The sequence below is a fragment of the Parasphingopyxis algicola genome, from assembly GCF_013378075.1.
Classification (GTDB): Bacteria; Pseudomonadota; Alphaproteobacteria; order Sphingomonadales; family Sphingomonadaceae; genus Parasphingopyxis; species Parasphingopyxis algicola.
This window is the reverse complement of sequence record NZ_CP051131.1, coordinates 2,873,046-2,899,235: the sequence shown is the minus strand read 5'-3', so window position 1 is coordinate 2,899,235 and position 26,190 is coordinate 2,873,046. Positions and strand designations below refer to the sequence as shown.

The 26,190-nt window shown below is 64.9% G+C and carries 27 protein-coding genes; 9 read left to right on the top strand and 18 right to left on the bottom strand.

Annotated elements, in window-relative coordinates; translation table 11 throughout:
* Window positions 1-49 precede the first annotated feature (49 nt).
* From HFP57_RS14365 to HFP57_RS14350, 4 genes are all read left to right on the top strand, one after another.
* Window positions 50-826: a hypothetical protein gene (locus tag HFP57_RS14365; RefSeq protein ID WP_176870423.1), complete on the top strand. Its 777-nt coding sequence runs from the start codon at window positions 50-52 to the stop codon at window positions 824-826.
* A gap of 157 nt (window positions 827-983) precedes the next feature.
* Window positions 984-1,961 carry a quinone oxidoreductase family protein gene (locus HFP57_RS14360; protein ID WP_176870422.1) on the top strand — a complete coding sequence of 326 codons (978 nt, stop codon included), beginning with the start codon at window positions 984-986 and terminating at the stop codon, window positions 1,959-1,961.
* On the top strand, window positions 1,962-2,567 hold the full coding sequence (locus tag HFP57_RS14355) for a carboxymuconolactone decarboxylase family protein (RefSeq protein WP_176870421.1): 606 nt from the start codon (window positions 1,962-1,964) through the stop codon (window positions 2,565-2,567).
* A 2-nt stretch (window positions 2,568-2,569) separates the two neighbouring features.
* Window positions 2,570-3,187 carry a carboxymuconolactone decarboxylase family protein gene (locus HFP57_RS14350; RefSeq protein ID WP_176870420.1) on the top strand — a complete coding sequence of 206 codons (618 nt, stop codon included), beginning with the start codon at window positions 2,570-2,572 and terminating at the stop codon, window positions 3,185-3,187.
* A 72-nt stretch (window positions 3,188-3,259) separates the two neighbouring features.
* On the opposite strand, the gene HFP57_RS14345 is transcribed toward HFP57_RS14350, so the two are convergent.
* The 11 genes from HFP57_RS14345 to HFP57_RS14295 all read right to left on the bottom strand — a co-directional run bounded on the left by HFP57_RS14345 (window position 3,260) and on the right by HFP57_RS14295 (window position 13,472).
* A complete protein-coding gene (locus tag HFP57_RS14345; protein ID WP_176870419.1) occupies window positions 3,260-3,586 on the bottom strand; it encodes a YciI family protein in 327 nt (108 codons plus the stop codon).
* A complete protein-coding gene (locus HFP57_RS14340) occupies window positions 3,583-4,476 on the bottom strand; it encodes a VOC family protein (protein ID WP_246263180.1) in 894 nt (297 codons plus the stop codon). The genes HFP57_RS14345 and HFP57_RS14340 overlap by 4 nt, the downstream gene beginning before the upstream one ends.
* 127 nt (window positions 4,477-4,603) lie before the next feature.
* Entirely contained in the window at window positions 4,604-5,368 is a 765-nt protein-coding gene (locus tag HFP57_RS14335; protein ID WP_176870418.1) for an enoyl-CoA hydratase/isomerase family protein, read from the bottom strand.
* Window positions 5,365-6,231, bottom strand: a complete 867-nt coding sequence (locus tag HFP57_RS14330) for a polysaccharide deacetylase family protein (RefSeq protein WP_176870417.1) — start codon at window positions 6,229-6,231, stop codon at window positions 5,365-5,367. The genes HFP57_RS14335 and HFP57_RS14330 overlap by 4 nt, the downstream gene beginning before the upstream one ends.
* 5 nt (window positions 6,232-6,236) lie before the next feature.
* Entirely contained in the window at window positions 6,237-6,659 is a 423-nt protein-coding gene (locus HFP57_RS14325) for a GFA family protein (protein ID WP_246263179.1), read from the bottom strand.
* Window positions 6,659-7,456: an SDR family NAD(P)-dependent oxidoreductase gene (locus HFP57_RS14320; RefSeq protein WP_176870416.1), complete on the bottom strand. Its 798-nt coding sequence runs from the start codon at window positions 7,454-7,456 to the stop codon at window positions 6,659-6,661. Before HFP57_RS14320 ends, HFP57_RS14325 begins: the two co-directional genes overlap by 1 nt.
* Window positions 7,457-7,466: 10 nt before the next feature.
* Window positions 7,467-7,772: an REDY-like protein HapK gene (locus HFP57_RS14315; RefSeq protein ID WP_176870415.1), complete on the bottom strand. Its 306-nt coding sequence runs from the start codon at window positions 7,770-7,772 to the stop codon at window positions 7,467-7,469.
* A gap of 22 nt (window positions 7,773-7,794) precedes the next feature.
* Window positions 7,795-9,105, bottom strand: a complete 1,311-nt coding sequence (locus tag HFP57_RS14310) for an amidase (protein ID WP_176870414.1) — start codon at window positions 9,103-9,105, stop codon at window positions 7,795-7,797.
* A gap of 376 nt (window positions 9,106-9,481) precedes the next feature.
* The gene (locus tag HFP57_RS14305) at window positions 9,482-10,843 is read right to left on the bottom strand and encodes a phenylacetate--CoA ligase family protein (protein WP_176870413.1); all 1,362 of its coding nucleotides are present in this window, start codon (window positions 10,841-10,843) and stop codon (window positions 9,482-9,484) included.
* Entirely contained in the window at window positions 10,840-12,249 is a 1,410-nt protein-coding gene (locus tag HFP57_RS14300) for an MmgE/PrpD family protein (RefSeq protein ID WP_176870412.1), read from the bottom strand. The genes HFP57_RS14305 and HFP57_RS14300 overlap by 4 nt, the downstream gene beginning before the upstream one ends.
* Window positions 12,246-13,472: an MmgE/PrpD family protein gene (locus HFP57_RS14295; protein ID WP_176870411.1), complete on the bottom strand. Its 1,227-nt coding sequence runs from the start codon at window positions 13,470-13,472 to the stop codon at window positions 12,246-12,248. The genes HFP57_RS14300 and HFP57_RS14295 overlap by 4 nt, the downstream gene beginning before the upstream one ends.
* Window positions 13,473-13,513: 41 nt before the next feature.
* Between HFP57_RS14295 and HFP57_RS14290 the strand changes: the two genes are divergently transcribed.
* Window positions 13,514-14,251: a GntR family transcriptional regulator gene (locus tag HFP57_RS14290; protein WP_176870410.1), complete on the top strand. Its 738-nt coding sequence runs from the start codon at window positions 13,514-13,516 to the stop codon at window positions 14,249-14,251.
* Window positions 14,252-14,259: 8 nt separating this feature from the next.
* Here HFP57_RS14290 and HFP57_RS14285 read toward each other — a convergent pair whose 3' ends face one another.
* From HFP57_RS14285 to HFP57_RS14260, 6 genes are all read right to left on the bottom strand, one after another.
* Window positions 14,260-15,348 carry a CaiB/BaiF CoA transferase family protein gene (locus HFP57_RS14285; protein ID WP_176870409.1) on the bottom strand — a complete coding sequence of 363 codons (1,089 nt, stop codon included), beginning with the start codon at window positions 15,346-15,348 and terminating at the stop codon, window positions 14,260-14,262.
* Between the two features lie 178 nt (window positions 15,349-15,526).
* Entirely contained in the window at window positions 15,527-16,720 is a 1,194-nt protein-coding gene (locus tag HFP57_RS14280; RefSeq protein WP_246263178.1) for a CaiB/BaiF CoA transferase family protein, read from the bottom strand.
* A 229-nt stretch (window positions 16,721-16,949) separates the two neighbouring features.
* Window positions 16,950-18,128: an acyl-CoA dehydrogenase family protein gene (locus HFP57_RS14275; RefSeq protein ID WP_218135029.1), complete on the bottom strand. Its 1,179-nt coding sequence runs from the start codon at window positions 18,126-18,128 to the stop codon at window positions 16,950-16,952.
* Window positions 18,129-18,139: 11 nt separating this feature from the next.
* On the bottom strand, window positions 18,140-18,649 hold the full coding sequence (locus tag HFP57_RS14270) for a MaoC family dehydratase (protein WP_176870407.1): 510 nt from the start codon (window positions 18,647-18,649) through the stop codon (window positions 18,140-18,142).
* The gene (locus HFP57_RS14265; RefSeq protein ID WP_246263177.1) at window positions 18,642-19,481 is read right to left on the bottom strand and encodes an HpcH/HpaI aldolase/citrate lyase family protein; all 840 of its coding nucleotides are present in this window, start codon (window positions 19,479-19,481) and stop codon (window positions 18,642-18,644) included. Before HFP57_RS14265 ends, HFP57_RS14270 begins: the two co-directional genes overlap by 8 nt.
* Before the next feature lie 82 nt (window positions 19,482-19,563).
* Complete coding sequence (locus HFP57_RS14260; RefSeq protein WP_176870406.1) at window positions 19,564-20,247, bottom strand: hypothetical protein; 684 nt, start codon at window positions 20,245-20,247, stop codon at window positions 19,564-19,566.
* A gap of 101 nt (window positions 20,248-20,348) precedes the next feature.
* Between HFP57_RS14260 and HFP57_RS14255 the strand changes: the two genes are divergently transcribed.
* From HFP57_RS14255 to HFP57_RS14240, 4 genes are read left to right on the top strand one after another with little or no spacing between them, the layout of a single operon-like run.
* Window positions 20,349-21,299, top strand: coding sequence for a DUF1838 family protein (locus tag HFP57_RS14255; protein WP_176870405.1), 951 nt, complete (start codon window positions 20,349-20,351; stop codon window positions 21,297-21,299).
* Between the two features lie 60 nt (window positions 21,300-21,359).
* On the top strand, window positions 21,360-22,649 hold the full coding sequence (locus tag HFP57_RS14250; protein ID WP_176870404.1) for an MFS transporter: 1,290 nt from the start codon (window positions 21,360-21,362) through the stop codon (window positions 22,647-22,649).
* Window positions 22,649-24,208 (top strand): FAD-binding oxidoreductase, encoded by a 1,560-nt coding sequence (locus tag HFP57_RS14245; RefSeq protein WP_176870403.1) that lies wholly within the window; start codon window positions 22,649-22,651, stop codon window positions 24,206-24,208. The genes HFP57_RS14250 and HFP57_RS14245 overlap by 1 nt, the downstream gene beginning before the upstream one ends.
* 6 nt (window positions 24,209-24,214) lie before the next feature.
* Window positions 24,215-25,360 (top strand): nitrilase-related carbon-nitrogen hydrolase, encoded by a 1,146-nt coding sequence (locus tag HFP57_RS14240; protein ID WP_176870402.1) that lies wholly within the window; start codon window positions 24,215-24,217, stop codon window positions 25,358-25,360.
* Here the strand turns inward: HFP57_RS14240 and HFP57_RS14235 are convergent.
* Window positions 25,357-26,115 (bottom strand): class I SAM-dependent methyltransferase, encoded by a 759-nt coding sequence (locus HFP57_RS14235; RefSeq protein WP_176870401.1) that lies wholly within the window; start codon window positions 26,113-26,115, stop codon window positions 25,357-25,359. The two genes, HFP57_RS14240 and HFP57_RS14235, sit on opposite strands and share 4 nt — an antisense overlap.
* Window positions 26,116-26,190: the final 75 nt, after the last annotated feature.

The following is a 26,190-nucleotide window of genomic DNA, read 5'->3' as shown; positions in this document are numbered from 1 at the left end:
TTCCCGCGCCGCGCGATAGCCTGTAGGGACGGTTCGGGGAGGAACGACGATGCGCATCATTCCGACGATGGCGATACTGGCGGGCGTCGCCGCGCCGGCCGCGGCGCAGGACCTCGCCGACCTGCTTCCCGGCATCTACGCAAACACCGAACAGGTCTATTTCCAGGGCGAGGCAGGCGAGCCGCAGGACCGCTGGATCAGCCTGCGCTTCACCGCCGATGGTGACGGCGCGTTCACGCTCCAGCCGGTCGACGCGTTCGGCGAACCGGTCGAACCGGCCGAGACCGTGACCGTCGTGCCGCGCGGCGATCTGACGGCCCTGTCCTCGAACGATTGCACGCGATTGTTCCGCCCCGAAGGCGATGCCTTCGTCCTCGATGCGAGCGAGGGCATGTGCGACGATCTGCCCGCCGTCATGCAGCGTATCGGACCCGCAGAAATCGCCATGGCCTGGCCCGACGGCCGCCCGCTCGAATTGCGCCGCGCGCGGCCCGTCTCCTGCTGGATCTCGGTGCGCAAGACCGAATCCGACGGCGAGAGCGAATGGACGTTCGATAGCGGCCTGATGATGCACGATCAGGGCGGCCGCATCCGCGCGGGGGGCGGCGACAGCGGCGCGCCGGTCGCGATCGTCCGGATGCGCAACGTTATCTGGCCCGCCCCGAGCCGCAACCGGCCGAGCCTTGTGCTATATGTCCACACGGAGGATGATCCGGACCGCGCGGTATCGTATAGCTGGGCCGATCCCGGCGCCGAACGGATCGGCATCAATCTGCGCTGGATGCAGGCGAGCTGCACGGTGCAGGATGGAAACGGGGACGAATGAGCGTGTCGGACTGTTTCGACAAGGCTCGTCATCCTGAACTTGTTTCAGGATCCACCGCTCCATCCGCGAAGGCGGTTGCAGGTTGAAAAGTGGATGCTGAAACAAGTTCAGCATGACGACTTCGGAAATTTTCCAACGCGATGAAGGAATGAAGATCATGCAAGCAAGACAGGCCCAGATAACCGAACATGGCGGGCCCGAGGTCATCACCTGGCAGGATATCGATCTCGGCGATCCGGGCGCAGGCGAGGTGCGGATGCGCAACAAGGCGGTCGGCCTCAATATGATCGACACCTATCACCGCAAGGGCATCTACCCCGTTGAGCTGCCGACCGGGCTCGGTCTCGAGGCGGCGGGCGTCGTCGAGGCCGTCGGACCCGGCGTTAGCGGCTTCAGGCAAGGCGATCGCGTCGTCACCTTCGGACCGCAGCTCGGCGCCTATGCAACCGCGCGGAATATGCCCGCCGACCGGCTCTTCGCGCTGCCCGAGGGCGTGGCGGACGACGTCGCCGCGGCGGCCTTTCTCAAGGGTTGCACGACCGAATTTCTCGTCGAGCGCTGCGGGCGGGTCGAAAGCGGCTGGCCGGTGCTCGTCCATGCCGCGGCCGGCGGCACGGGACAGCTGCTCGTGCAATGGCTCAAACATATCGGCGCCGAGGTGATCGGCACGACGAGCAGCGAAAAAAAGGCGGAAAAGGCCAAGGCGGCGGGCGCCGATCATGTGATCCTCTATACCGAGGAAGAGGTTGCGCCCCGCGTCCGCGAGATCACCGGCGGCAAGGGCGTGCGCGTCGTGTTCGATGGCGTCGGCAAGGCGACCTGGGAAGCCTCGCTCGATTCGCTCGGGCAACGCGGCCTGCAGATCAGCTTCGGCAATGCGAGCGCGCCGGTCGGCGAGACCAATCTCGGCATCCTCGCGCAAAAGGGTTCGCTGTTCACAACCCGCCCGACCCTGTTCGATTATTATGCGGATCGGGATGAAGCGGCGGCGGGCGCGGCGCGGCTTTTCTCGCTGCTCGGCGAGGGCGTGCTGAGCGTTGAGATCGGCCAGACCTATCCGCTGGAGGAAGCCGCGCAGGCGCATCGCGATCTCGAAGCGCGCAAGACGGTCGGCTCGACCGTCCTGCTGCCCTAGATGGCCCATGTCGCTCCCCTGTCGCCGGACGAAATCCCGGAAGACCTGAAGCCGATGCTGGCGATGGCCGAGGCGCGGATGGGATTCATCCCCAACTCGCTGCTGACCATGGCGCGCTGGCCCGATCTCGTGCGCGGCTTCATGCCGCTCGTTGCGACGGTGCTCGGCGGCGGCGGGGTGCTGGAGCCGGGGCTCAAGCAGATGATCGCGGCCGTCGTCAGCAGCGCGGCCGGCTGCCGCTATTGCCAGGCGCATACGACGCATGGCTCGACGGAGAAGATGGGCGTCGCCGAGGAAAAAGTCGCGAAGGTCTGGGAGTATCGGACCAGCGACCTCTTCTCCGAAGCGGAAAAGGCGGCGCTCGATCTCGCGCTCGCCGCCGGGCAATCGCCCAACGCCGCCACGGACGCGCATTTCGCGGCGCTGCGCGCGCATTTTGACGAGCGGGCAATCATCGAGATCGTCGCCGTAATCTCGGCCTTCGGCTTTCTCAACCGCTGGAACGACACGATGGCGACGACGCTCGAAGACGCGCCGCGCGAATTCGCCGAGGCGCTGATGGCGCCGGCAGGCTGGGCGGTCGGCAAGCATGCGGCGGACGGTTAGGCGTGGCGCGGATCGATCCCCTGCCGTTCGACGCGCTGCCCGAGGATCTGCGCGTGCGGCTGGGCGAAGCGGAAGCGCGGATGGGGTTCGCCTCGAACGACATCCTGACGCTGGCGCGCTGGCCCGAACTGCTGGGCGCGCTCGAAGGTTTGATCGGGACGATCTACGGATCGCAGGAAGTCGATCTCGGCCTCAAGCGGATGATGGCGATGGTCGCGAGCAGCGCTGCCGGGTGCCGCTATTGCGAGGCCCATACCGCGCATGGCGCGGCGCAGATGTCGGGCGTCGACAGCGAGAAGGTCGCCGCCGTTTGGGAGTATCGGACGAGCGACCTGTTTTCCGATGCCGAACGCGCGGCGCTCGACCTCGCCTTCGCCGCCGGGCAGACGCCCAACGCGGCGACCGACGCGCATTTCGAAGCGCTGCGGGCGCATTGGAGCGAACGCCAGATCGTCGAACTGGTCGCGATGATCGCGCTGTTCGGCTTCCTCAACCGCTGGAACGACACGCTGGCGACCCCGCTCGAGGATGCGCCGCTCAGCTATGCGCTGGAGCGGCTGACCGACTGGAATCCGGGCAAGCATGCTCCTGTCGGGAAGAAAACGTCACCCCGGACTTGATCCGGGGTCCAGGGCCAAAAGCGATCCCGCTCGCTGCTCTGGATTCCGGATCAAGTCCGGAATGACGACATATTACCAGATCTTGCCGCCAATCCATTCGCCCGCCGCCGGCAGGAAAGGGTGAATCTCGACGCTTTCCCAGAGACCGGCCCCGGCATAGGGATCTCGGTCGAGCAAGGCGCGGGCTTCGGCTTCGCTCTCGGCATTGAAGACCAGCATGGAGCCGATCGTCTCGCCATTTTCGTTCCGCACCGGGCCGGCCACCCGGATCTTGTCCATGATCGTCTCGATATGGACGAAATGGGCCGGGGCCAGCTCCTTGCGCAAACGGGCGGGTTCGTCCCCGGGCAGATCCTTGCACCAGGCGATATAGGCGGCGGACGGCATCACTTTGGTCATGTCTTCGTCTCCACCAGTTCGAGCAGTTCCCCGGCCGGGCCGATGACGGTAGCCGCACGCCGGCCGTCATAGAGCGGACCTTGCCGGGCTGTCGGCGGCGTTATCCATTCGCACGCCAGTGCATCGAGATCGTCGACGGCGAGGGTCACCATCGCGTTGCCGGGCGGCAGCATACCATCATGCCGGGCGCGGTCCGTCGCCTCGGCCGGATAATCGTCGACCTCGACGATCGGCAGCCGGTCGTTCTGCACCATGGTCAAATCCGACTGGGTGCCCGCGGGCAGGCCGAAAGCGTCGTTGATCATCGAATATTCGAGCGTGTAGGTGTCGCCCTCGTCTAGGCCCAGCCGCTCGCGATACCAGGCGACCGTCGCCGCGCGATCGGGCGTTGCGAGGATCACGATGAAGATATGGTCGGTCGGCGACTGTGCATGCGGCAGGTCCGACGAGGGCGTGTTCTCGCGCACCTCGTTGAGATAGATCATCTCCTTGCCGCGCCCCGTCACCTGCATCGGCACGAAAAAGGGCAGGCCTTCCAGTTCCTTGGGCGGGCCGACGATATCGAAACCGCTGCCCTGGAGCCGGTCCGGCCAGCCGAACACGTCCTGCACGGTGAGCTCGTAGGCCGCCCAGCCATGGGTGCGGGTCGGCATGAAATCGGGATGGTCGGGCTGTTCGACGAGACGGATGAAGCAGGGCGCGCCGCTTTGCGGCTGGAGGATCGCCGTCGGCCGGCCGGCGCTCGCCGGCACGCCCCAGCTGGCGGCAAGGTCATCGGGCAGCGCGCCGCGTTCGATCAGTTTCAGGCCGAGTATGCCCTCATAATCGGCAAGCGCCGCATCGAGATCGGGTGTCGCGACAACCCCGCCGAGAATGGTTCCGTGTTTCATATGTCACTCGATCCAAAAGATTCGTCATTGCGAGCGCAGCGAAGCAATCTAGAGCGGCTAAAAATGGCGTTTGCGGCTCTGGATTGCTTCGTCGCCTCGCGGCTCCTCGCAATGACGGGGACAGTCATCAAAACCTCGCCTTTCGCTTTTCGAGGAACGCGGCGACGCCCTCGGCAAAATCGGCGCCGTCGAACGCGGCGTCGAACTGCGCCGCCGTCTCCGCGTCATCGTCCGTCTGGCCGTCGAGGATGCGCCGGACGATCGCCTTGCTCATACGCTGGCTGTGCGACGAGACGGACGCCATGGTTTCGGCCAGCGCCATCGCTTCCTCATATGGCTCCTCGGCGAGGATCGTCACGAGGCCGATAGCGTGCGCCTCTTCCGCCGAGAGCAGCTGGCCGGTGAAGAGGATGCGCTTGGCTTGCGAAGGTCCGACCAGATCGACGAGCAGCTTGGTGTCGTGCAACGAATAGACGAGGCCGAGCTTGGCCGGCGTGATCCCGAAGCGCGCATTCGGCCCGGCGACCCGCATGTCGCAAGCGATCGCGATGCCGCAGCCACCGCCGATGCAATCCCGGTCGATCACGGCGACGGTCGGCTTGGGCGCGCGGGCGAGATCGTGCTGCACCGTGCGGATCGCGGCCTGGTTTTTCGCTCGCCATTCCGCGTCTTTCGCCCCCGCCGCGAACTCGCCGATATCGGCGCCCGCGCTGAACGCGCTGTCCTTCTCGCTCGCATGGACAATGAGCACGCGGATCGCGTCGTCGCCCATCGCATCGGCGAGCAGATCCGGAAACAGCTCCCACATCTCCTGCGTGAAGGCGTTGCGCTTGTCCGGCCGGTCGATCAGCAGACGCGCGATCTTGCCCTCCTTTTCGAGGCGGAGGGTCATGCGGGTTCCACTTGCGCGAAGTGCTGCGCGATCTCGTGCCGCGTCGTCACCCAGACGTCCGAATGCGCGCGGACATGCTTGAAGAATTCCTCGAGCGCCCAGATGCGGCCCGGGCGGCCGATGATGCGCAGGTGCAGGCCGAGGCTCATCATCTTCGCATTGCCTTCCTCGCCCTCGCGATAGATCTGGTCGAAATTCGCCTTGGCATAGTCGAGCCATTGATGCGGGGTCAGCGCGGGGTCGGTCCACATCTTCATGTCGTTATTGTCGAGCTGGTACGGCACGATCACCAGCGGCTTTCCGGGCACCGTCTCGCGATCCCAATAGGGCACATCGCCCGAATAATCGTCCATATGATAGGCGAAGCCTTCCCCGATCAGCAGGCGGCGCGTCTCGTCGGTATGGAAATAGCGCGAGAGCCAGCCATAGGGGCGTACGCCGACCGTCTTCTCGATCGAGGCGACGGCCTTGCGGATGAATTCGCGCTCGGCATCCTCGTCCAGCTTGAACTGGTGGACCCAGCGCCAGCCATGGCTGACCGGCTCATGGCCGAGTTCGGCGATGGCTTCGGCGATCTCGGGATGGTTTTCGAGGCTCATCGCCGCGACCGTCCAGCTCGCCTTGATATCGTATGCACGCAGCAGCTTGACGATCCTCGGGGCACCGGCCTTGATGCCGTAGAGATAGTTGCTCTCATTGCCGTAATTGCGGATCGGCGCGCGGATATGGATGCCGAGTTCGTCGACCGGCTCCATCCCCTTGTCGCCGCGCGCGACCGTCATCTCGCTGCCCTCTTCGACATTGACGACGACGCTCAGCGCCATCTTCGCGCCGTTAGGCCAGTCGATCCGTTCTTCCTGCATCCTCTTCACCCTTTTTCCGTTATCGCGACGGGCGTCCAACGCTGGGCCCGGCGGTCGAGGCGCGCGTCCAACACCTCCCCGTCGAGATCCATCGGCGCGGCCTGCGCGAGAAAGGCGGCGCTATCGTCGAGGCAATCGACGCGGACCACGCCGCGCAGCCGGCCGTCGATCTCGCTGACTGCGGCCAATACGACGCCGCAAGTCGCGCAGACTAGAAAATCGGCGGTTTTCGTCCCGAACCGGTAGCGGCTGACAGGCCCCGCCACGGCGAGCTCGGCGCGGCCTTCCGGGTCCGACGTCCAGGACGCACCATGCTTGCGGCAATAGCTGCACTGGCAGGTCCGCGCGCCGAGATCGGCCGGCGATTTTTCGCTCGCAAAATCGAGCGTCAGCGCGCCGCAATGACAGGACCCCGCATAATGCGCCATCAGTGCATTTCCTCTCCGCCCGACACGTTGAGCGCTTCGCCGGTCACATAGATGGCCTCGTCGCTCGCCAGCCATGCACAGGCGGCGGCGGTGTCCGAGGGCAGGCCGGGCCGCCCCATCGGATTGCGCGCCTTCATATTCTCCAGATAGGCCTCGACGCTGGGGAAGCCGAGCAGTTTGGAGAAATACTCATTCTGCTTCTGGCCGAGCCCGGTCGTCACATGGTTGGGGCATATGGCGTTGACCGTGATCCCGTGCCCGCCCAGCTCCAGCGCGGTCGACCGGGTCAGCCCGACCATCCCGTGCTTGGAGCTGCAATAGGAGGCCATGTGCGGAAATCCGGTCTTCGCGGCCTGGCTGGCGATGTTGATGATCCGCCCGCCCCCGCCTTTCGCGACCATCGCCTTGGCCGCGGCCTGGGTGCAGTAAAAGGCGCCGGAGAGGTTGACCGCGATGACGGTCGCCCAGTCCTCGGGCTTCACATCGAGCAGCGGCGTCATCATGAAGCCGATACCCGCATTGTTGACCATGATGTCGACGCCGCCGAACCGGTCGACCGCCCCATCGACCAGCGCCTGGCATTGCGCCGGATCGCTGACGTCGCAGGCGATCGTCGCGACCTCGGCGCCGCGCCCGCGCAGTTCGTCCGCCACGCCCTCGGCCTCGGCGTCAATCGCGATATCGGACACCACGCAGTTCGCGCCGTCATCGGCGAAGCGCTGGAGAATGCCCTGCCCCAGCCCCTTTTCCTTGCCCGAGCCCGTGACGACGATGGTCTTGCCCGAAAAACGGCCCATTTTCTGTCTCCTAAAGGTCTTCGGTCAGCACGAATTGCGGATTGTCCGCATAATCCTGGAACGGCGCGGCGGCGGCCTGGAATTCGTCCGTGGAGATATCGGCGACGAACGCATCCATGTCGTTGACATCGATAATCTCGAAATAGTCATAGGCCGGTTTTGCGTCCGATCCGAACAGCCCGGTCGCCTTGTGAACCGTAAAGCCGTCGACCGAGCCGAGCGCGTTGACGCCTGGGATGTCGCGCGTCTTCGCCCATTCTTCATACTCCGCGACGCTGACCCCGTCCTTCAGGTTGAACAACACGATGATCCGCATGTCTCTCTCCTCTTATTTCTCGTCAGAATAGATCGGGCGGGCGATAGCCGTCCAATTGCACGTCCAGCCCGCGCGCCATATCGAACAGCCCCGCCTCGTTGCCCGCCGCGCCGATCAGCTGGACCGCGACCGGCAGGCCGGTCTCGTCGACCCCTGCCGGGATGCTGAGCGCGGGCAGCCCGGCGATGTTCGCTAGGCAGGTGAAATCGGCCTGGTTGACCGGCGCCTGTTCGCTGTGCGGGAAGGCAACCTGCGGCACGGTCGGCAGCAGGATCGCGCCATGGGCATCGACGGCCGCGTGCAGCGCCTCGCGGGTCCGGGCGAGCACCGCCTCGTCCTCGGCCAGATCGGCATCGGATCGCTTCGGCCCGATATCGATCAGGAATTTGAGATGGTCCGACAGCCCGTCCGGGTCGGCGGCGCGCAGATCGGCGAGATGATCGTGCAGCGCGCGGGAGGCCCGGATGAAGCCGGCGAAGCGGATGCGGGTCAGCGGATCGGGCAGCGCGAAACTCTCGCTCGCACCGAGCTGCCCGGCCGCCTTCTCATGGGCGGTGACCACGGCCGGCTGGCACTCGACGTCGCCCAGGGCTTCCAGGGTAACCGGCGTTTCGATGGTCTGGGGCTCAGCCATGTCGATCAGGACGCGCGAGACGATTTCGAGGTCGCTCAGCGAACGCGCCAGCGGGCCGATGGCGTCGAGCGAAGCCTCGCAGATTTCGAGGCCGTGCTGGCTGATGGCATTATAGGTCGGCTTGAGGCCGTAGACGCCGCAATAGGCGGACGGCACGCGGACCGAACCCAGCGTGTCGGTGCCCAACGCCATAACGCACAGCCCGGCCGCCACCGCCGCGCCGCTGCCTCCGGACGATCCGCCCGGCGTATGGCCTATCCGGTGCGGGTTCTGCGCGGCGCCCAGCCATGGATTGTCGGTCTTCGCGCCGAGCGCGGCTTCCTCCATATTGAGCGTGCCGAGTACGATCGCACCGGCATTGCGCAGGTCCGCCACGACCTTCGCGTCAGTCGCGGCGACGCAATCCTTGCGCGCCGCGATCCCGGCGCTCGTCACCAGCCCCTCGACATCGATATTGGCCTTGATCGCCACCGGCACGCCTTCGAGCGGGCGCGGCGCGGCGGACAGGATCTGCCGGTCGCTCTCGGCGGCCGCCTGCATCGCGCCCGGTTCGTCCAGCTCGACAAACGCGTTGAGATCGCCGTTCAGCGCCGCGATCCGATCGAACGCCGCCTCGACGACGCTCGACGGCATCGTCTCGCCCGCCCGGTAGAGCGCGAGCAGGCCGGCGACGCCGTGGCGATGCAGCGGTTCGGTCATGGGCCGTCAGTTCCCTTTGTATGGCTTGGGAACGAGCGACGCTGAATTCCAGCTTCGTCACCCTGAACCTGTTTGGCTGTTATCCCCTTGCGACAAGGGTTCGTCATTGCGAGGAGCCGTAGGCGACGAAGCAATCCAGGGCGGACAAGCGATGCACTTGTAGCTCTGGATTGCCGCGTCGGCCCGAGACAAGCTCGGACCTCCTCGCAATGACGGGGAAGGCTTATCAGCCGCTTCCTTGTCGCAAGGGGATAGGCACCAACCTGTTTCAGGGTCCGTTTCTCCGTCGACGCCGACCTCGCAGGCTGAGAAATGGATGCTGAAACAGGTTCAGGGTGACGGTGAAAGCAAAAACTGTACTGGCCAAAGTGCAGCATCACAGTTTCCTCTCGTCGATCAGGCGGATCGGTTTTTGCCGGACGTCGATCTGCGTGTCCTTAGCGGTGTCGCCGACGCCGACCATGTCGAGATCGATCTCGATACCGAGGCCGCGTTTCAGGATTTCGCCGATCTCGTCCCGATCCGTGCCGCCCCGGCTTTCCATTACGACCCGCATATGATCCTTGCCGTTTTCGTCGCGGGTCACACGGCAGACATATTCGCCGGTCAGATCCCCCCGATTCTCGATCAGCGCGCCGATCGCATGCGGAAAGATGTTGATGCCGCGCAGCTTGACCATATTATCGCTGCGGCCCTTGAAGCCCGAGATGCGCTTGAAGACCATGCCGGTATCGTTGGCGCCCGTCAGCTCCTCGGTCACGTCATGCGTGTTGAAGCGGATGCAGGGCGCGATATCGTCCTTGAACAGGCAGGTTACGACCATGTCGCCGGTCTCGCCCGCCGCCACGGGCGCGCCGGTATCGACGTCGAGCAGCTCCAGATATTGCGCGTCCTCCCAGACGTACAATCCGTTGCGGTCCGGTCCCTCGCCCGCGATCGAGCCGGTATCGCCGACGCCGTACCAGTCATAGGCCTTGGCCCCGTGCCAGGCGTCCTCGGTCGATGCGCGATCCTCGGTGCCGAGATGGCCGATGATCATGCGCAGCTTGATGCGGTCAAACAGCTTTTCGGCTTCGGCGACCTCTGCGAGCTTGCGGACATAATCGACGAAACCGACCATAACGGTGACGCCGAAATCGGCCATCAGATTGACCTGATTGACCGAGCGGGTCTCGATGCCGGTGCCCGCGCTCAGGAACAGCGAATTGGTGAAATGCGTCACGGCTTCGCGGATATAATGGCCGCCATTGATCATGCCATGGCCGTAGACCGACTGGATCACATCGTCCGACTGCAAGCCCATCCAGCGATACATACGGCCGACGAGCAGGTTGGTCACCTCGCGGCCCTTGGGCCCGAACATCAGCGGCTGGGGGCGGCCAGTCGTCCCGCTCGTCGTGTGGAAAACGACGGGATTGTCGCCGCGCCCGTCGAAATCGCCATAGGGCGGATGATCGTTGACCGAGGCCATGAGGTCCGTCTTGTCGTACACCGGCAGCTTGGCGATGTCCGCGAGCCCGCCGATATCGCCGGGCTCGATGCCCTTGTCGCCCCAGAGCCGCCGGTAGAAGGGAATCTCCCAGCCGCGTTTCATGAGCCTGCGAAACTGCGCATCCTGAATCGCGTGCAATTCGTCGCGCGACATCGCCGTGTAGCGGGAGACGAATTCCTCGCCGACCGGATAATCGGCCAGCATCTGCCTGGCGTCGAAGGCCTCGAAATAGGTGGGAAAGCTCATTGCGGGTCCGTTGCATAGAGTAAGGGGTCGTCGAAGAGCCGCGCATCCGCATCGGGTGAAGCGAGCACGCGGCAGAGATCATATTTCGCCTTGGTCTGGTCGGCGCTCATCGGCGCTGCGGGACTGCCGAGATTGCCGGTGATCTGGCGGGCGATATGGCCGCCATTTTTCAGCATGATCGTCAGCTGCTGCGGCGCGAGCGCGTTCGGATCGGGATTATCGTTCAGCCGGACGGTGACCTTGTCGCCCAGCGCCGCGAGCGCGGGATCGGCGAACTGGTCGGCGGTGAAACAGGCCGGATTGACGATGCCGTCGCGCAGCAGCAGCGGCACGAGGAACGGCAGGCAGAGCCGCGCATAGCTCGGCGCCATGTCCGGCTTGTAAGGCCGCCCGACGAGCCGGTTGATCAGCGGCGGGGCGGCGACATCGACGCTTGCGACGGCCGCCGGCTCGAGCTCGCCTGAGCGCAGCAGATCGTCGATCGTGCCGAGCACGCCATGGCTGGCCCGTCCCGATGGGAAGGGCTTGGTGCTGACCTCTTCGATCAGCCAGCGTTCGCCGATGCTGTCGGTGTAACGGCGCAGATCGCCCGGCTCGAAGAGAGTGAAATAGCCGAACGGGCCTTCGAGCGCGTTATGCCGCCCGTCCATCCCGGCCCTGGCGAGATCGACGGCCGTGATCGCGGCGCGCGCAGCATGGGCGATCTGCAGCGGGAGCGCGACCGAGGCCTCAACATGCGCCTGCATCGTGCCCGCGGCCTGCGAATAAGCGATTCCCAGGACATCGGCGAAACGATCCGACGGCAGGCCTTCGAGGCGCGCGACCGCCAGCGCCGCGCCGATCACGCCCGCCGTGGCGGGGCGGAAAAAAGACATCGCGCCGGTCGCCGCGACGCCCATGCCGCTCGCGATATCGACGCCGACCGCGAGCGCCGCGAGAAATGCGTCGGGATCGCTGCCGCCCTTGCGATCCGACGCCGCGATCAACGCCGCCGTGACGACCGACAGAGCATGGACCACCGCCGGCTCGTGCACCGCATCCCATTCGAGACAATGGATCGCAAAGCCGTTGAACCAGGCGGCAGACGGTGCGGGCAGGCGCGCATGTTCAAAATGATCCGCTGGGGCTGAGCCCGTCGAAGCCCTGTCCTTTTCTTGCCCGAAAGAACAGGACGACCCTTCGACAAGCTCAGGGTGAGCGGGTGGAGGAAAGCCGAGCAGGCGCGACGCATCGCCCTCGCCCCAGCCGCGCACCGCGGCCAGCATATGCCGCGCTTCGTCGGACGCCGCGCCCGCCGCGCCGCCCGCCAGGGTATCGGCCAACAGCCGGAGCGCCGCTTCGCGGGCGCTATCGGGCAGCCGGTGATCGGCCGCGGCAAAATCGAGAAGGTGCTGGGTCGCGGTCATGTCAGCCATTCCTGGAGCAGATCATGTACTGCGATGACATTGTCGCCTTCCAGCGCGACATCGACAGCCTTTTCCGCGTCGCTGGCTTTCAATCCGCCCCACTCGGCAAGGCTGTGCATCTTGGCGATGATCGCGTCCTCGTCCACCGGCCGTTCCGGGTCGCCAAGCGTATCGATCAGTTCCAGCCCGTTCACCCGCACGCCGTAATGCGCCGGATAGCGGGCGGTGATCTCAGGATCTTCGGCCACGGTCACCTGCGCGCGGAGATCGGCCAGCGCGGCTATCGCCTCTTCGGTGAAGTCCGCCGGCTCGGCTTTCCGCCCATCGGCGACGACCGCTACCGCATGTTGGAGTGAGAATTTTGCATCCAGTTCGGTCACCGGATCAGGCCGGTCGCAAAAGGCCAGCGCATCGGCATAGGTTTCGACATGGAAAGGCGGCTGGAGCTCGCCGGCCTTGCGCAACTCTATCGCTGCATCGATCGCGGGATGCGCGTGGCGGCAGGCCGCGAAGGGCTTGAAGCTGACCTGATGGATGAGCCAGCTATCGCCATTATCGGCCAGCGGGCCGGGTTCTTGCGTCATGGCTTCGAACAGGCCCTGCGGGCCCTCGAGCAGCGCAGCCGGGCCGGTGAGGCCGTCCATCGCCATCCATGCCGTATCGTTACCGACGCGGATCGCGTTGGCGACATGCCATTGCTTGGTCATCACATCGTCGTGGCGCATATGCCATAGGCCACCGGCGACGGAACCGGCGTTGGCCAAAGCCCAAACCATGCTGTCGCGATCCAAGTCCCAATAAGAGCCGGCGGCGGCCGCGGCGCCGAAAACACCGGCCGTCGCTGTCGGGTGCCAATGGCTGTAGTGATGGTCGTCCAGCGCCGCACCGATCGCAATCATCGCCTCATAGCCACGCACCGCATCGTCGAGCGCGCCAACCATTGTTTCTGAAGACATCGAGAAAACCGCACCCCAGATCACCGGCCCGGGGTGGAGAAGGGCTGTGCGATGCACATCGTCCATTTCGAGCAGATTCGAGACCATGGCCGCGGTGACCGGATATCCCGGTAATATTCTCGCGAAGAGTCTCGAAACCGCACTCTCCCGGCCCCCCGCCACACAGGCCAGCCAGTCGAGCAGGTGGAGCCGGGCGCGCTGCCTATCGCTTTCGCCGACGGGCCGCGCTAGTCTTTCCGAAAGTTGCGCCAGAAGCGGTTCGCTCATACAGCCACCGCTCCGGCCCGAAGCCGCAAAGGAACGCCTACTTGTCCGACACCGCCGCCAAGCCCCGCTACGTCCAGCTCGCCGATTCGCTGCGCGCGGCGATCCTGCGCGGCGATCTGAGCGAGGAAGGCCAGTTTCCGACCGAGACCGAGCTGTGCCGCGAACATGGGGTGAGCCGCTATACGGTGCGCGAGGCGCTGCGGCGGCTGGTCGCCGAGGGGCTGATCCAGAGGAAACGCGGGTCCGGCACGATCATCCAGCCGGCGGCGGCGCGCGGCGGCACGCTGCACCAGCCGCTCTCCAATGTCGGCGAGCTGCTGCAATATGCGCGCGACACGCAATATGATTTCAAACCGGTCGGCCTGACGGCCCTGCCGCGGCGCATCGCCGATCATGTCAGCGGCGACACGAGCGGCGACTGGTTCCAGTTTCAGGGCGTTCGCACGCGGCTCGGCGACCCCAAGCCGATCGCGATCACCGACGCCTATGTCCATGGCGACTATGCCGAAGCGGCTGCCGAGATCCGCTCGTCCCAGGTCACGATCTTCCGCCAGCTGGAGGAGCTGGCCGGGGTCAAGGTGGCCCATGTCACGCAGGATATCCAGGCGGTCGGCGCCAGCGCGGACATCGCCAAGGCGCTCGGCATTTCGCGACGCGCGCCGACCTTGCGTATCCTGCGCGCCTATCGCGACGCGAAGAACCGGATCTTCGAGATTTCGGCCAGCCATCATCCCGGCGACCGGTTCGCCTATTCGATGCATATCGACGCCGAGGGCTGACCCGCTGCTCATCCGTGCTCGTCCAGTTCGGGCGCGGGGCCGGGCGGACTACCGGGCATATTCCTGAACCGGATCGCGGGCGCGATCTGATGCGCGCCATCCATCTCGACCAGCATGCCGCGTTCGGCGACGAGATCGCTGTCCAGCGCCTCGCGGAAATCGAGGACGGGCGAAAAGGCGACATCCTTGTCGGCGAACCATACGACCCATTCGTCCCGCGTTTTGGTCGCGAAGATCTCCGCCAGAAAGGCGCGCAGTTCGGCCTGAGGTTCGCCGGCCTCGGCCTCGCCGAGCGGGATGAGGTCCGGCCGGTCGAGCGCGGCGAGCAGGTTCCGCACGAATTTCATCTCGCGCGCGCCGAGCGCGACATGCCGCCCGTCCTGCGTCGCATAGACATTGTAGAAAGCCGCGCCGCCGAGCGAGCGTTGCGATTGTGAGCGCGGCGGTTCGCCGCCCGCGATCGCACCGCCGGCGATATGCGCGCACCAAGGCAGCATCGCCTCGAACATCGTCGCATCGATATAATCGCCGCGGCCCGATTTCTCCCGCCCGATCAGCGCCATCAGGATCGCCGAGAGCGCGGTCAGCCCGGCCGCCATATCGGCCGAGGGTACGCCGGGGACGACGGGCGTGCCGTCCGCCCCGTCATTGACCGACAGGAATCCGGTCAGTGCCTGCACCGCGAGGTCGTGCGCCGGGTGATGCGCCATCGCGCCCTCCTGGCCGAAAGCGGAGATCGAGCAATAGACGATGCGCGGATTGATCGCGGACACGGCGTCGTAATCGAAGCCGAGCCGCCGCATCACGCCGGGGCGGAAGCCCTCGACGAAGACATCGGCGTCGGCGACCAGATCGCGCAGCCGCGCCTTGCCGGTCTCGCTCTTGAGATCGAGCACGATGCTCCGCTTGCCGCGGTTGAGATTGCGGAACCAGACCGACTGGCCCGCTTCCTCGGGCGCCATCTGGCGTGCCGGGTCCCCGGCGGCCGGCTCGATCTTGATCACCTCGGCGCCCTGGTCGGCCATCATCATCGTCGCCATCGGCCCCGGGAGGAACAGCGACAGGTCGATCACCTTTATGCCGTCGAGCTGTGCCATGGCGGTTAGCGCGCCGCCACCGGAATCTTCCCCTGCGAGGGGAGGTGGCAGCCCGCAGGGCTGACGGAGGGGTATAGCCATCGGCGAATTGCGAACCGCTGACGGCTACACCCCTCCACCGGATGCGCCGGTCCCCCTCCCCTTTCAGGGGAGGTTTTCTGGAAGTCCTGCCAAACGCTCATACGATGCCGCTTTGTTTGAGGTCCGCAATCGCCGCTTCGTCATAGCCGAGATCGGCGAGAATATCGTCGCTGTCCGCGCCGAGCAGTGGCCCGGCGCTCGTCGGCAGCCGCTCGCCATCGACCTTGATCGGGCTGGTCAGCACCTTGATGTTTGTGCGGTCCGGATGGTCGACATGGTCGATCATGCCGGTCTCTTCGAGGAAAGGATTGTCCATCGCCTCCTCGAGACTGTTGACCGGCGCCACCGGCATCTTGCCCTTGAGCAGATCGACCCAATGGTTCGTCGGCCGCTCGATAAAAACCGCCTCGAGGACCCCGGTCAGCGCGTCACGATTGGCGCGACGGTCGGGGGGCGTGCGGAAGCGCGCATCCTCGGCCAGTTCGGGGCGCCCGATTTCCTCGACCAGCACCGTCCAGAATTTGGGCAGCTGCGCCATTACGAACATCCAGCCGTCGGCGGTGCGGAACATCTGGCTCGGCGTCGCGGTCGGGTGGGCGCCATTGGGCGCGCGCGGCGTAACGTCATTTTCGTTCATGTACCACAGGCCCGGATAGCTCATCTGGTGCGCCGCGGCGGAGAGCAGATCGACATCGATATCGCGGCCCATCCCGGAACGCTCGGCGTCGGCCAGCGCGGCGAGCAGGCCGACCGCCATCATCGTCCCGGTCATGAAATCGACCATCGACAGGCCGAAGCGCACCGGCGGGCCATCCGGCTCGCCGGTCAGAGAGAGAAAGCCCGCCTCGGCCTGCATCAGATAATCGTAACCCGGCCATTTGGCGCGCTCGTTATCGCGGCCATAGGCGGAGAGATGCGCACAAACGAGCGCCGGATTGACGTCTTTCAGCGCGTCATAGGTGAGCCCCAGCCGCTCGGGCAGGTCGCCGCGCAGATTATTGGCGACAGCATGCGCATCCATCGCCAATTTGCGGAAAATCTCCTGGCCATCCGCGCTTTGCAGATCGAGAGTCAGCGAACGCTTGTTGAGATTGAACGTCTGGAAATAGAGGCTTTCATTCTCGCGCAGGAAATGCGGACCGACCATCCGGGCCGTATCGCCGCCGTTTGGCGGTTCGATCTTGATGACTTCGGCGCCCAGTTGCGCGAGGAACATCGTGCCATAGGGGCCCGCGCCATATTGTTCGGCGGAGAGGATCCGGTAACCGGCAAGGGGAAGGGCGCGGGTCAAATTGCGCCCTCCCATTTCGATTGGACAGTTACCTCTTTGCGCCAGATCTCGTCATTGCGAGCGCAGCGAAGCAATCCAGAGCAACAGGCGGTGCGCTTGCGGTCCTGGATTGCCGCGTCGCCCCGAAACACGTTCGGGCCTCCTTGCAATGACGGAAAACACCGTCCCGGCATTGCCCGTGTTGGAGAGAAGCTGGCAACACTGACCGAAATTTGCGTCATCGCTGTCATCACACCGGGTTCCGTTTCACCCATTGTTTCGAAATGATCATGCGCTGCATCTCGTTCGTCCCCTCGCCGATGCACATCAGCATCGCGTCGCGATAATAGCGCTCGATCTCATATTCCTTCGAATAGCTGTAGCCGCCATGGATGCGCATGCCTTCATCGGCGTTTTTCACCGCCGCTTCGGAGGCGAAATATTTGGCCATGCCGGCCTCCATGTCGCAGCGTTCGCCGCGATCATAGGCTTCGGCCGCGTCGAGCGTCAGCAGGCGCGCCGCCCGGGCGCGCGTCACCATCTCGCCGAGCTTGAGCTGGATCGCCTGGTGGTTGGCGATTGGCGTGCCCATCGTCTCGCGCGTCTGGGCATATTCGGTCGAGATGCGCAGCGCGCCTTCGGCCATGCCGACGCCGCGCGCCGCGACGTTGATCCGGCCCAGTTCGAGCCCGCCCGTCGCCTGGAAAAATCCCTGCCCCTCGACGCTGCCGATCAGGTTGGCGGCGGGAATGCGATAGTCGTCGAACACGAGCTCGGCGCTGTCGATCGCCTTGTAGCCGAGCTTATCGAACTTCTTGCCGGTCGTGAAGCCGTCCTGCTTGGGCGCGATGAACAGGCTCATACCCGTGTAGCGCGGCTCGGCCTTGGGGTCGGTCTTGACGAGCAGCGCGAAGCAGGAGCCGTGAATGCCGTTCGATATCCAGGTCTTGGTGCCGTTGATGACATAATCGTCGCCGTCCCGCACCGCGGTCGTCCGGATCGCCTGCAGGTCGGTGCCGGCATTGGGCTCGGTCAGCGCCAGCCCGCCGCGAATCTCGCCGGTCGCGAATTTGGGCAGCCATTTGGCCTTCTGCTCGGGCGTGCCGAACCGCTCGACGGCCGCCGCCATGATCAGGTGCGAATTGAAGATGCCGGTGATCGCCATCCAGTAGGACGAGATCAGCGCGACGATCTTGGCATAGGTCGTCGCGGGCAGGCCCAGGCCGCCATATTCCTCCCCGATCGTCGCGCCGAACAGGCCCATTTCCGCCATCTGGTTTACCAGTTCCTCGGGCCAGATATCGCCATGGTCGTGCTTCATCACGACGGGGCGGACCTCGCGGTCGATCCATTTCTGGATCGAATCGAGCAGCGCCTGTTCTTCGGCCGGGTCCATCGGCGGGCGGCTGGTATCGGGGGCGGTAGCCATTTTTTCTGCTCCTAATCGTCGGTATTGCCGAAGCCGCGCTTCCAGATGAGCATCGTACGCTCGAATGTGCAGACGACATCGCCATTCTGGTTCTTGCCGATCGTCTTGATCGTCACGATCCCCTGTTCGGGCCGCGAACTCGATTCGCGCTTCTCCAGAACTTCGCTCTCGGCGTAGAGCGTATCGCCCGGGAACAGCGGATGGGTGAGCTTGATCTTGTCCCAGCCGAGATTGGCGACCGCCTTCTGACTGGTATCGGACACGCTCATCCCGACCATCAGCGCGACGGTCAATGGCGAGCAGACCAGCGGCTTCTTGAACTCGGTCTTGCTGGCGAATTCATAGTCGAAATGCGCCGGATGCGTGTTCATCGTCAGCAGGGTGAAATGGACATTGTCCGTGTCCGTGATCGTCCGGCCCGGGCGGTGCTCATAGATATGGCCCACTTCGAAATCCTCGAAATAGCGCCCGAACGTCTCCCGGAACCGGCCCGGTGAGACTTCGACAACTCCGTCACGCATTCTTGTTTCCCTTCATTCCCAGCATTGCCTCGAACCGCCTGACCACCGGCGCTTCGAGCATCTTTCCGTTATGGCGGATCGCCTTGCGGCCCGCCGCTTCATAGGCGTCCAGCGCCGATCGCGCCTCGGCCAGTTCCTCGTCCGTCGGGCGCATGACCCGGTTGATCGTCTCCACCTGTTTCGGATGGATCGCGGCCTTGGCGGCGAAACCCAGCGCCTTGGCGCGCTTCACCTCCCCTTCGAGCCCGGCTTCATCCTCGAGCGCGATAAAGGGCACGTCGATCGCCGGTATGCGGGCCGCGGCGGCCGACATCACGAACGCGCTGCGCGCCGCGAGCAGCGGTTCCCAGGCAAGATCGGTGCCGAGCTCGGCCGAAAAATCGCCGCCGCCGAACATCATCGCGGCAACACCCGGCGCCGCGGCGATCGCATCGCCGGCGCGCAGGCCTTTGACGGTTTCGATCAGCGGCACCAGGCCGGGCGCCGTATCGCCGAGAACCGACCGGGCGATCTCCGGTTCGGCCGCGCTTTCGACCATCGGGATGAACAGCAGGCGCGGCTTTGTCGCGGCCGCGCGCAGGGCCAGCAGGTCGGCAAGCCCGGCGGCCGTCTTGAGGCCGTTGATGCGGATCGCGACCGCGGCTGGATCGAGCGTATCGAGCGATCCGATGGCGGCCTCGCGCGCCGCGTCCTTGTCGCTTTCCGCGACGGCGTCTTCGAGGTCGATGCAGATCAGGTCGGCGCCGCTGTCCGCCGCCTTGGCGAAGCGGTCGGGCCGCGATCCGGGCACGAACAATATCGAACTCAATCCGCCCATTTCCCGTCGATCCACTCCTGTTCTCGTTCTCGCCGGTACAATTTGTCCGGACAAATTTAAAGTCAAGCGCCGATTGGTCCGCTCGCCGCAAATTCGTTCACAAAACCGGCTTTACCACGCCGAGCCAGGATGTCGCGATCAGGAGCAGATAAACGATCCAGACCCAGATTCGCGTGCGGTCCATCGTCCGGCGCAGCGGAATCTCGGTCTCGTCGCTCGATCCCTCGGCCAGCAATTTGCCGAGCTGCGGGCCCACGGGCTTGAACGCGACGTCGATCATGATCGCGGCGGCGAAGATCGCGCCGAACAGCGCCGCCTTCCAGGCGATCCAGGGCTGGTCGATCGGCGCGCCGGTAACGAGCGACTGGATACCGAGCCAGAGATAGAAGGCGGTCAGGCCGTATTTCAGCCAGTTCTCGATCTTACGGTCGCGCGCGGCGCGCGGCGTCTGGTCGTGATTATGCGCGTCCCAGACCAGCCAGAGCCAGAAACCGCCGACGATCCAGCTCGCGATCAGCAGCCAGCCGGGTACCGCCCACCAACTGCCCGCGGCGAGCACCGACAGCGATATCGGCACCATCAGCGCCCAGGCACTGCGCGGCGTCATGTCGACGAGCACGAGCATCTTGAGGAGCGCGATTCGCTGCTCCAGCGTATAATCGTGTCGTTTGCGGAAATGCTGGCCGAGCAGGAATACGCCGACATCCGCACCGAGCCAAAGCACGAACAGCAGCAGATGGACGTAAACCAGCGTCGGATAGGCGATTGCGTCGAGCGACATGGAAACTCCCCTTGCGCTCCGCTATGACTCGGGCCATTGACAAAGTCAAAATTTGTCCGGACAAATTGTTGGGAGCATTTTTGGCCTTGGGGAGAGGAATAATGGGTATCGGAAAATTCGGTTTTGCTTGCGCAGCGCTGGCAATCACGGGCATGGGCGCGATGGCGGGAATGGGCATGGCGGCCGAAGCGCGGACTCTCGATCCCAATGTCCCCGAAGACGCGGTCGAAATCTCGAAGCGCCTGCAATGCGGCGAACAGGATGGCCAACCGGCCGTCTATTACTGGTCGGGCCGCGCCTATTCGCGGGTGCGCGGCGAGCGCGACCGGCACCTGTTCAATCTCGAGGGCATGAATATCCGGCAATGCGTCAGCGTAACCGATCCGGAACGCGGCACCGGCTATCGCCAGGTCAGCCGCGAGATCATGCTCTATACCGATCCGGAAACCGGCGAGGTTCTGCGCGAATGGGAAAATCCCTGGACCGGCGAAACGGTCGAGGTGATGCATGTCGCCAACGATCCGGTGAACATGCGCGCGCCGAATTTCCCGGTGACGCGCGATGGGTCGCCTTATCAGATCTCGACCTATCGCCGCATCGGCGATTGGGTGCTGATCCCGTTCGAAGTGCCGCTCTTCTACATGAACCCGCTCGGCGGCGATTATCAGGAATATGTCGGCAATATGTATCAGGCGATGGAGATTTTCGATTTCGCCGCGAACGCGGACGAGATACTCGATAGCGAGGTCAACACGGCCTATCCATCGGTCAGCTGGGTACGCGTGGCGGCCTGGCTTCCCTGGATGCGGATGCGCAGCCGGGACGGGCAGATGATCTTCAACGCCGTCGGGGCAAAATTGCGCGGCGGCTATGACGAGCTGCCCGAAATACTGCGCAACGAGATCGCGGCCAGTTATCCGGAATATAACGCGCCGCCGCCGGGCGACGATGCGCGGCCCAATGCGACGACCTGGACCGTATTCCGCCAGATGATTGATGCGCAGCGCGCGGCCGAGGGCGAAAGCGCGCCATCGGACGGGCATAGCGAATAAGGCGAGACAGCAACGACCGTTCCAGCGTAACCGGGTGCCTCCCGCCCATCAGGAGAGACGATGAATTCAGCAACCGAACGCAACGAATTCCGTCTCGGCTGGACGGTCCTGCTCGCCGGGGTGCTGGGCGTGGCCTTCGGCGCCTCGCCCATCCCGTTCAACGTTATCGGCTTCACGGTCGAACCGCTCCAGGCCGAGTTCGGCTGGTCGCGCACCCAGATCCTGATCCCGATCACGATTTTCGGGGTCATCGCCTCGCTGCTCGCCCCGGCCTTTGGGTGGCTGGCCGATCAGTATGGCGTGCGGCGGGTGGCGCTCTGGTCGCTCGTGGCGTTCGGCCTGTCCTTCGCGGCGATCGGACTGACGCCGACGAGCCAGGCCGCCTCTACGCTGTACATCTATTACGCGCTGTGGGTGTTTGTCGGGTTGATCGGCATCGGCTCGACCCCGGTCACCTGGAGCCGCGCGATCAATATGTGGTTCTTCAAGCGCAAGGGGCTCGCGCTCGGCATCTTGCTGCTCGGCACCAGCATTGCCGCGATCATCGTGCCGCAGGTCGCCGAATGGGCGATCCGCGCATATGGCTGGCGGGCGATGTTCGTCATCGTTGCCGGTTTCCCGCTGCTGATCGCGCTGCCGATCGGCTTCTTCCTGTTCCGCGAGCCGCGACCCGAGGAACGGCCCCAGGCGATCACGAGCAACGGCGGCAAACTGACCGGCGCGACTTTGGGCCAGGCGCTGCGCGACTATCGCTTCTGGCTGATCTGGTTTTCGATCCTGATCATCGCGCTCGCCTTTGGCGGAGCGTTCATCAACATGGTGCCGATCCTCGCCGATCACGGCATCGCGTCCGATCTCGCCGCGCGCGTGATGGGCATTCTCGGGCTCGGCATTCTGTCGGGCCGGATCATCACCGGGCTGCTGCTCGACAAATTCTGGGCCGGCTATGTCGCCTTTCCCCTGCTCTGCCTGCCCGCGATATCGAGCTATCTGCTGCTCGGCACCGACAGCAATTTTGCGATTGCGGCGTTCGGCGGCTTCCTGCTCGGCTTTGCCGCGGGCGCGGAGAGCGACCTGATCGCCTATCTCGCCAGCCGCTATTTCGGCATGCTCCATTATGGCAAGATCTACGGCATGCTCTACATGCCCTTCGGCCTCGCCTCGGCGACCTCGCCGATCATCTACGCCTCGGTGCGGGACACTATGGGCAGCTATGATCCGATCCTTACCGTCGCGATCTTCGCCTATGTAATAGGCGGCGGATTGCTGCTGTTCCTCGGCCGCTATCCCGAAACCTTTCCGGAAACCGAGGACGACGAACCGTCCCCAGCGGCACTGGAGGCAGCCTGATGGCTACCGCACCCGAACCGAAGGATTGCCTGACACAGCTGACCGACGCCGTCGGCCCCGGCGCGATCGTCACCGACGTGGAGGAATGCGCATTCTACGCGCAGGACGTCTATTCGCTCGGCCCCCAGCCGCTGGCCGTGTTCCGCCCCGCCGATACCGACATGCTCGCGCGCGCTCTCGCGGCTATCGCCGATAGCGGCGTTGCGATCGTCCCGCGCGGCGGCGGGATGAGCTACACATCGGGCTATGTCGCGCCCGAGGCCGGCGCGCTGATCGTCGACATGGACGGCATGAACCGCATCCTTAAGGTCGACGAGACCGACATGACGGTCACCGTCGAAGCGGGCTGCAGCTGGCACAAGCTCTACGAAGAGCTTCATCCGCGCGGGCTGCGCACCCCGGTCTGGGGCACGTTGTCCGGCATCAAGGCCCATATCGGCGGCGGGATGAGCCAGAACGGTCTGTTCTGGGGCGCGGCCAACGGCACCATCGCGCCGAGCGCGATCTCGATGGAGGTCGTGCTCGCCGACGGGACGATCGTTAAGACCGGCACCGATTTCCTGCGCCCCTTCGGCCCCGATCTCACCGGCCTGTTCGCCGCCGATGCGGGCAGCTTCGGCGTGAAGGCCAAGATCACGCTGCCGCTGATGCGCGACGCGACCGCGTTCGCGTATGGGTCTTTCGCCTTCGATACGCCCGCCCGGATCACCGCGGCGATGAGCCAGGTGGCGCGCGAGGGGCTGGCGAGCGAATGTTTCGGCTTCGACCCCTTCCTCCAGGCCCAGCGGATGAAACGCGACAGCCTGACCAAGGACGCGAAGCAGCTGATCGGCATGATGAAAAGCCAGGGCGGCTTCTGGAAGGGCCTGAAGGAAGGTGCGAAGGTCGTTGCGGCCGGCCGCTCCTTCCTCGACGAGGCGACCTTCTCGGCGCATCTGATCTGCGAGGGCCGTCATCAATCGGCTGTCGATGCGGACATGCGACGCGTCGAAGAGATCGTCGCCGAGGTCGGCGGCACCAAGGCCGAGAATACGATCCCCAAGGTGATGCGTGCCAACCCCTTCCCGCCCGTCAACTCGATGGTCGGGCCGGACGGCGAGCGCTGGGTGCCCGTCCACGGCGTCGTCCGCCATTCGCGCGCGCTTGCGACGATCGACGCGATTACCGCGCTGTTCGAAAGCCGTGGCGCGGAGATGGAGCAACTCGGCGTCGGCGCCGGCTATCTCGTCATGACCGTCGGGCGTGCCGGTTTCTTGATCGAGCCGGTCTTCTACTGGCCCGACCGGATGGAAGAACTGCACCGCCGCTCGCTCGAACCCGATCATCTCGCGAAGCTCAAGGGCTTCCCGGCGAACGCGGAATCGCGCGCGCTGGTCGGCGAATTGCGCGCCGGGGTCATCGATATCTTCGGCGAGATGGAGGGCGTCCATTTCCAGATCGGCCGCACCTATCCGCTGGCCGAGCGCAGCGACCCGCAGGCCTGGAAGCTGCTCGAAGCGATGAAACGGGCCGTCGATCCCGACGGCCGGATGAACCCCGGCGCGCTCGGGCTCGGATGATCGATCATGTATATGGACCGACGGCAGATCATGGCGGCGATGCTCGCGAGCATGCTGCCCTTGCCGAATGCGGCCCTGATGGCGCAGGAAGAAGCCATGCCTGAGACCCCACTCTATTCCGCCCTGGCGCTCCAGCTTGCCGCTCGCTCCGTCGAGGCGACGCCCGACCGCGCCGCCGCGCGCGCCCAGATGATGGCGATGATCGGCGAAGTCGAGACCAAGCTGCGCTCGGCCGCCGGCTTCATCGCGCAATATGGCGGCCATCCGGTGCGCCTCGCCGTGCTGCCCGAATATCTCCTGACCAGCTATCCGGGCCGCATCTCGATCCCGGATTTCGCCGACAAGGCGGCGCTCGAAATCGACGGGCCCGAATATGAAGCGCTGGGCGGCGTGGCCGAACGGCTGAACCTGTTCCTCGCGGGCAATGCGTATGAGGCGGACAGCAATTTTCCCGATTTCTATTTCCAGACGAGCTTCGTGATCGCGCCTTCGGGCGAAGTCGTGTTGCGCTATAGGCGGCTCAATTCGATGTTCGCGCCCACCCCGCACGATGTCTGGTCGCGCTATCTCGATATTTACGGCATCGACGGCGTGTTTCCGGTGGCGCGGACCGAGATCGGCAATCTCGCCGCCATCGCGTCGGAGGAGATCCTCTATCCCGAGATCGCCCGCGCCCATGCGCTGCGCGGCGCGGAGATCTTCGTCCACAGTTCCTCGGAGATCGGCTCGCCGCTCGACACGCCCAAGGATATCGCCAAACAGGCGCGGGCATTCGAGAATATGGCCTATGTCGTCTCCGCCAACACAGCCGGGATAGAGGGTGCGGCGCTGCCGCTCGCCTCGGCCGACGGCAATTCCCAGATCGTCGACTGGAAGGGCCGGGTCGTCGCCGAATCGAACACGGGCGAGACCTTCACCGCCTTTGCGACCGTCGATATCGACGCGCTGCGCGCGGGCCGTCGGACGCCGAGCATGACCAATTTCCTCGCACGCCAGCGGCTCGAACTGTTCGCGCCGGTCTACAGCGGCACCGAAATCCACGCCGCCAACGGCATGATGGACGGCGATACGCCGCAGGTGCCGGACCGCGACTATTTCCGCCGCGCACAGGAACAGGTGATCGAACGGATGGTGCGCGAGGGGCTGATCTAGCTGGCTTTTCTCGCGACGAGAAACTCATAGCCATAGGAATTGCCGAAGCGGCGGCGAATTTCGATTTCCCGTTCCGACGTCGCGATCATCCCGAGCGCTTCCGCGTCGCCGGCATATTTCTTTTCCAGTTCCAGCAGGCGCGCGGCGAGCGGCGTGTAATAATGCTTCCACCAGGCCGCATCGGGCAGCGTGAAACGGCCGAGCATTTCATAACCTTTGGCCTCGACCCCGGCGGCAACGGCATCGGCGCCCCGCATCGCCGGATATTCCTCCGCGAAAAAGGCCGCGGCTTCGTCGGGCGGATCGGACGTCAACCAGACCAGCTCGGTAAAGGCGAGACAAGCGCGGGACCGCAGCAGCGGCCGCCACGCATCGAGCGCCGCATCGACGCCTATCACATAGGCCGCGCCCTCGGACCAGATCAGATCGAACCGCGCCGCGTCGAACGGCAAATCCGCCATGTCGGCGCAGCATAGCTCGATCCGTTCCGCGCAGCCCGCCCGCTGCGCGCGTTCGGCAAGATCGTCGAGATAGGGCTGGTGGAAGTCGACCGCGACGATCCCGGCATCGGACAGCGCCTCGGCGAGAGCCAAAGTCTGCATGCCCGGGCCGCAACCGATATCGCAAATCGCCGGCCCGTCCGGAAGGCCATCGCACGCCGCCAGAGCGCGCCGCGTCGATTCGTCGTCGCCCGGCCCCTGACGCGGGAGGCCGGAGTGAATGTCAAAGAAAATGTCCCAAAGCCTGTCGGTCATGTGCGCCTTTCCCTGCATAGCCTTTTTAGCGGGAAACGGTTAGATTTCCGTTTGATCCAGATCATGGTATGGAAA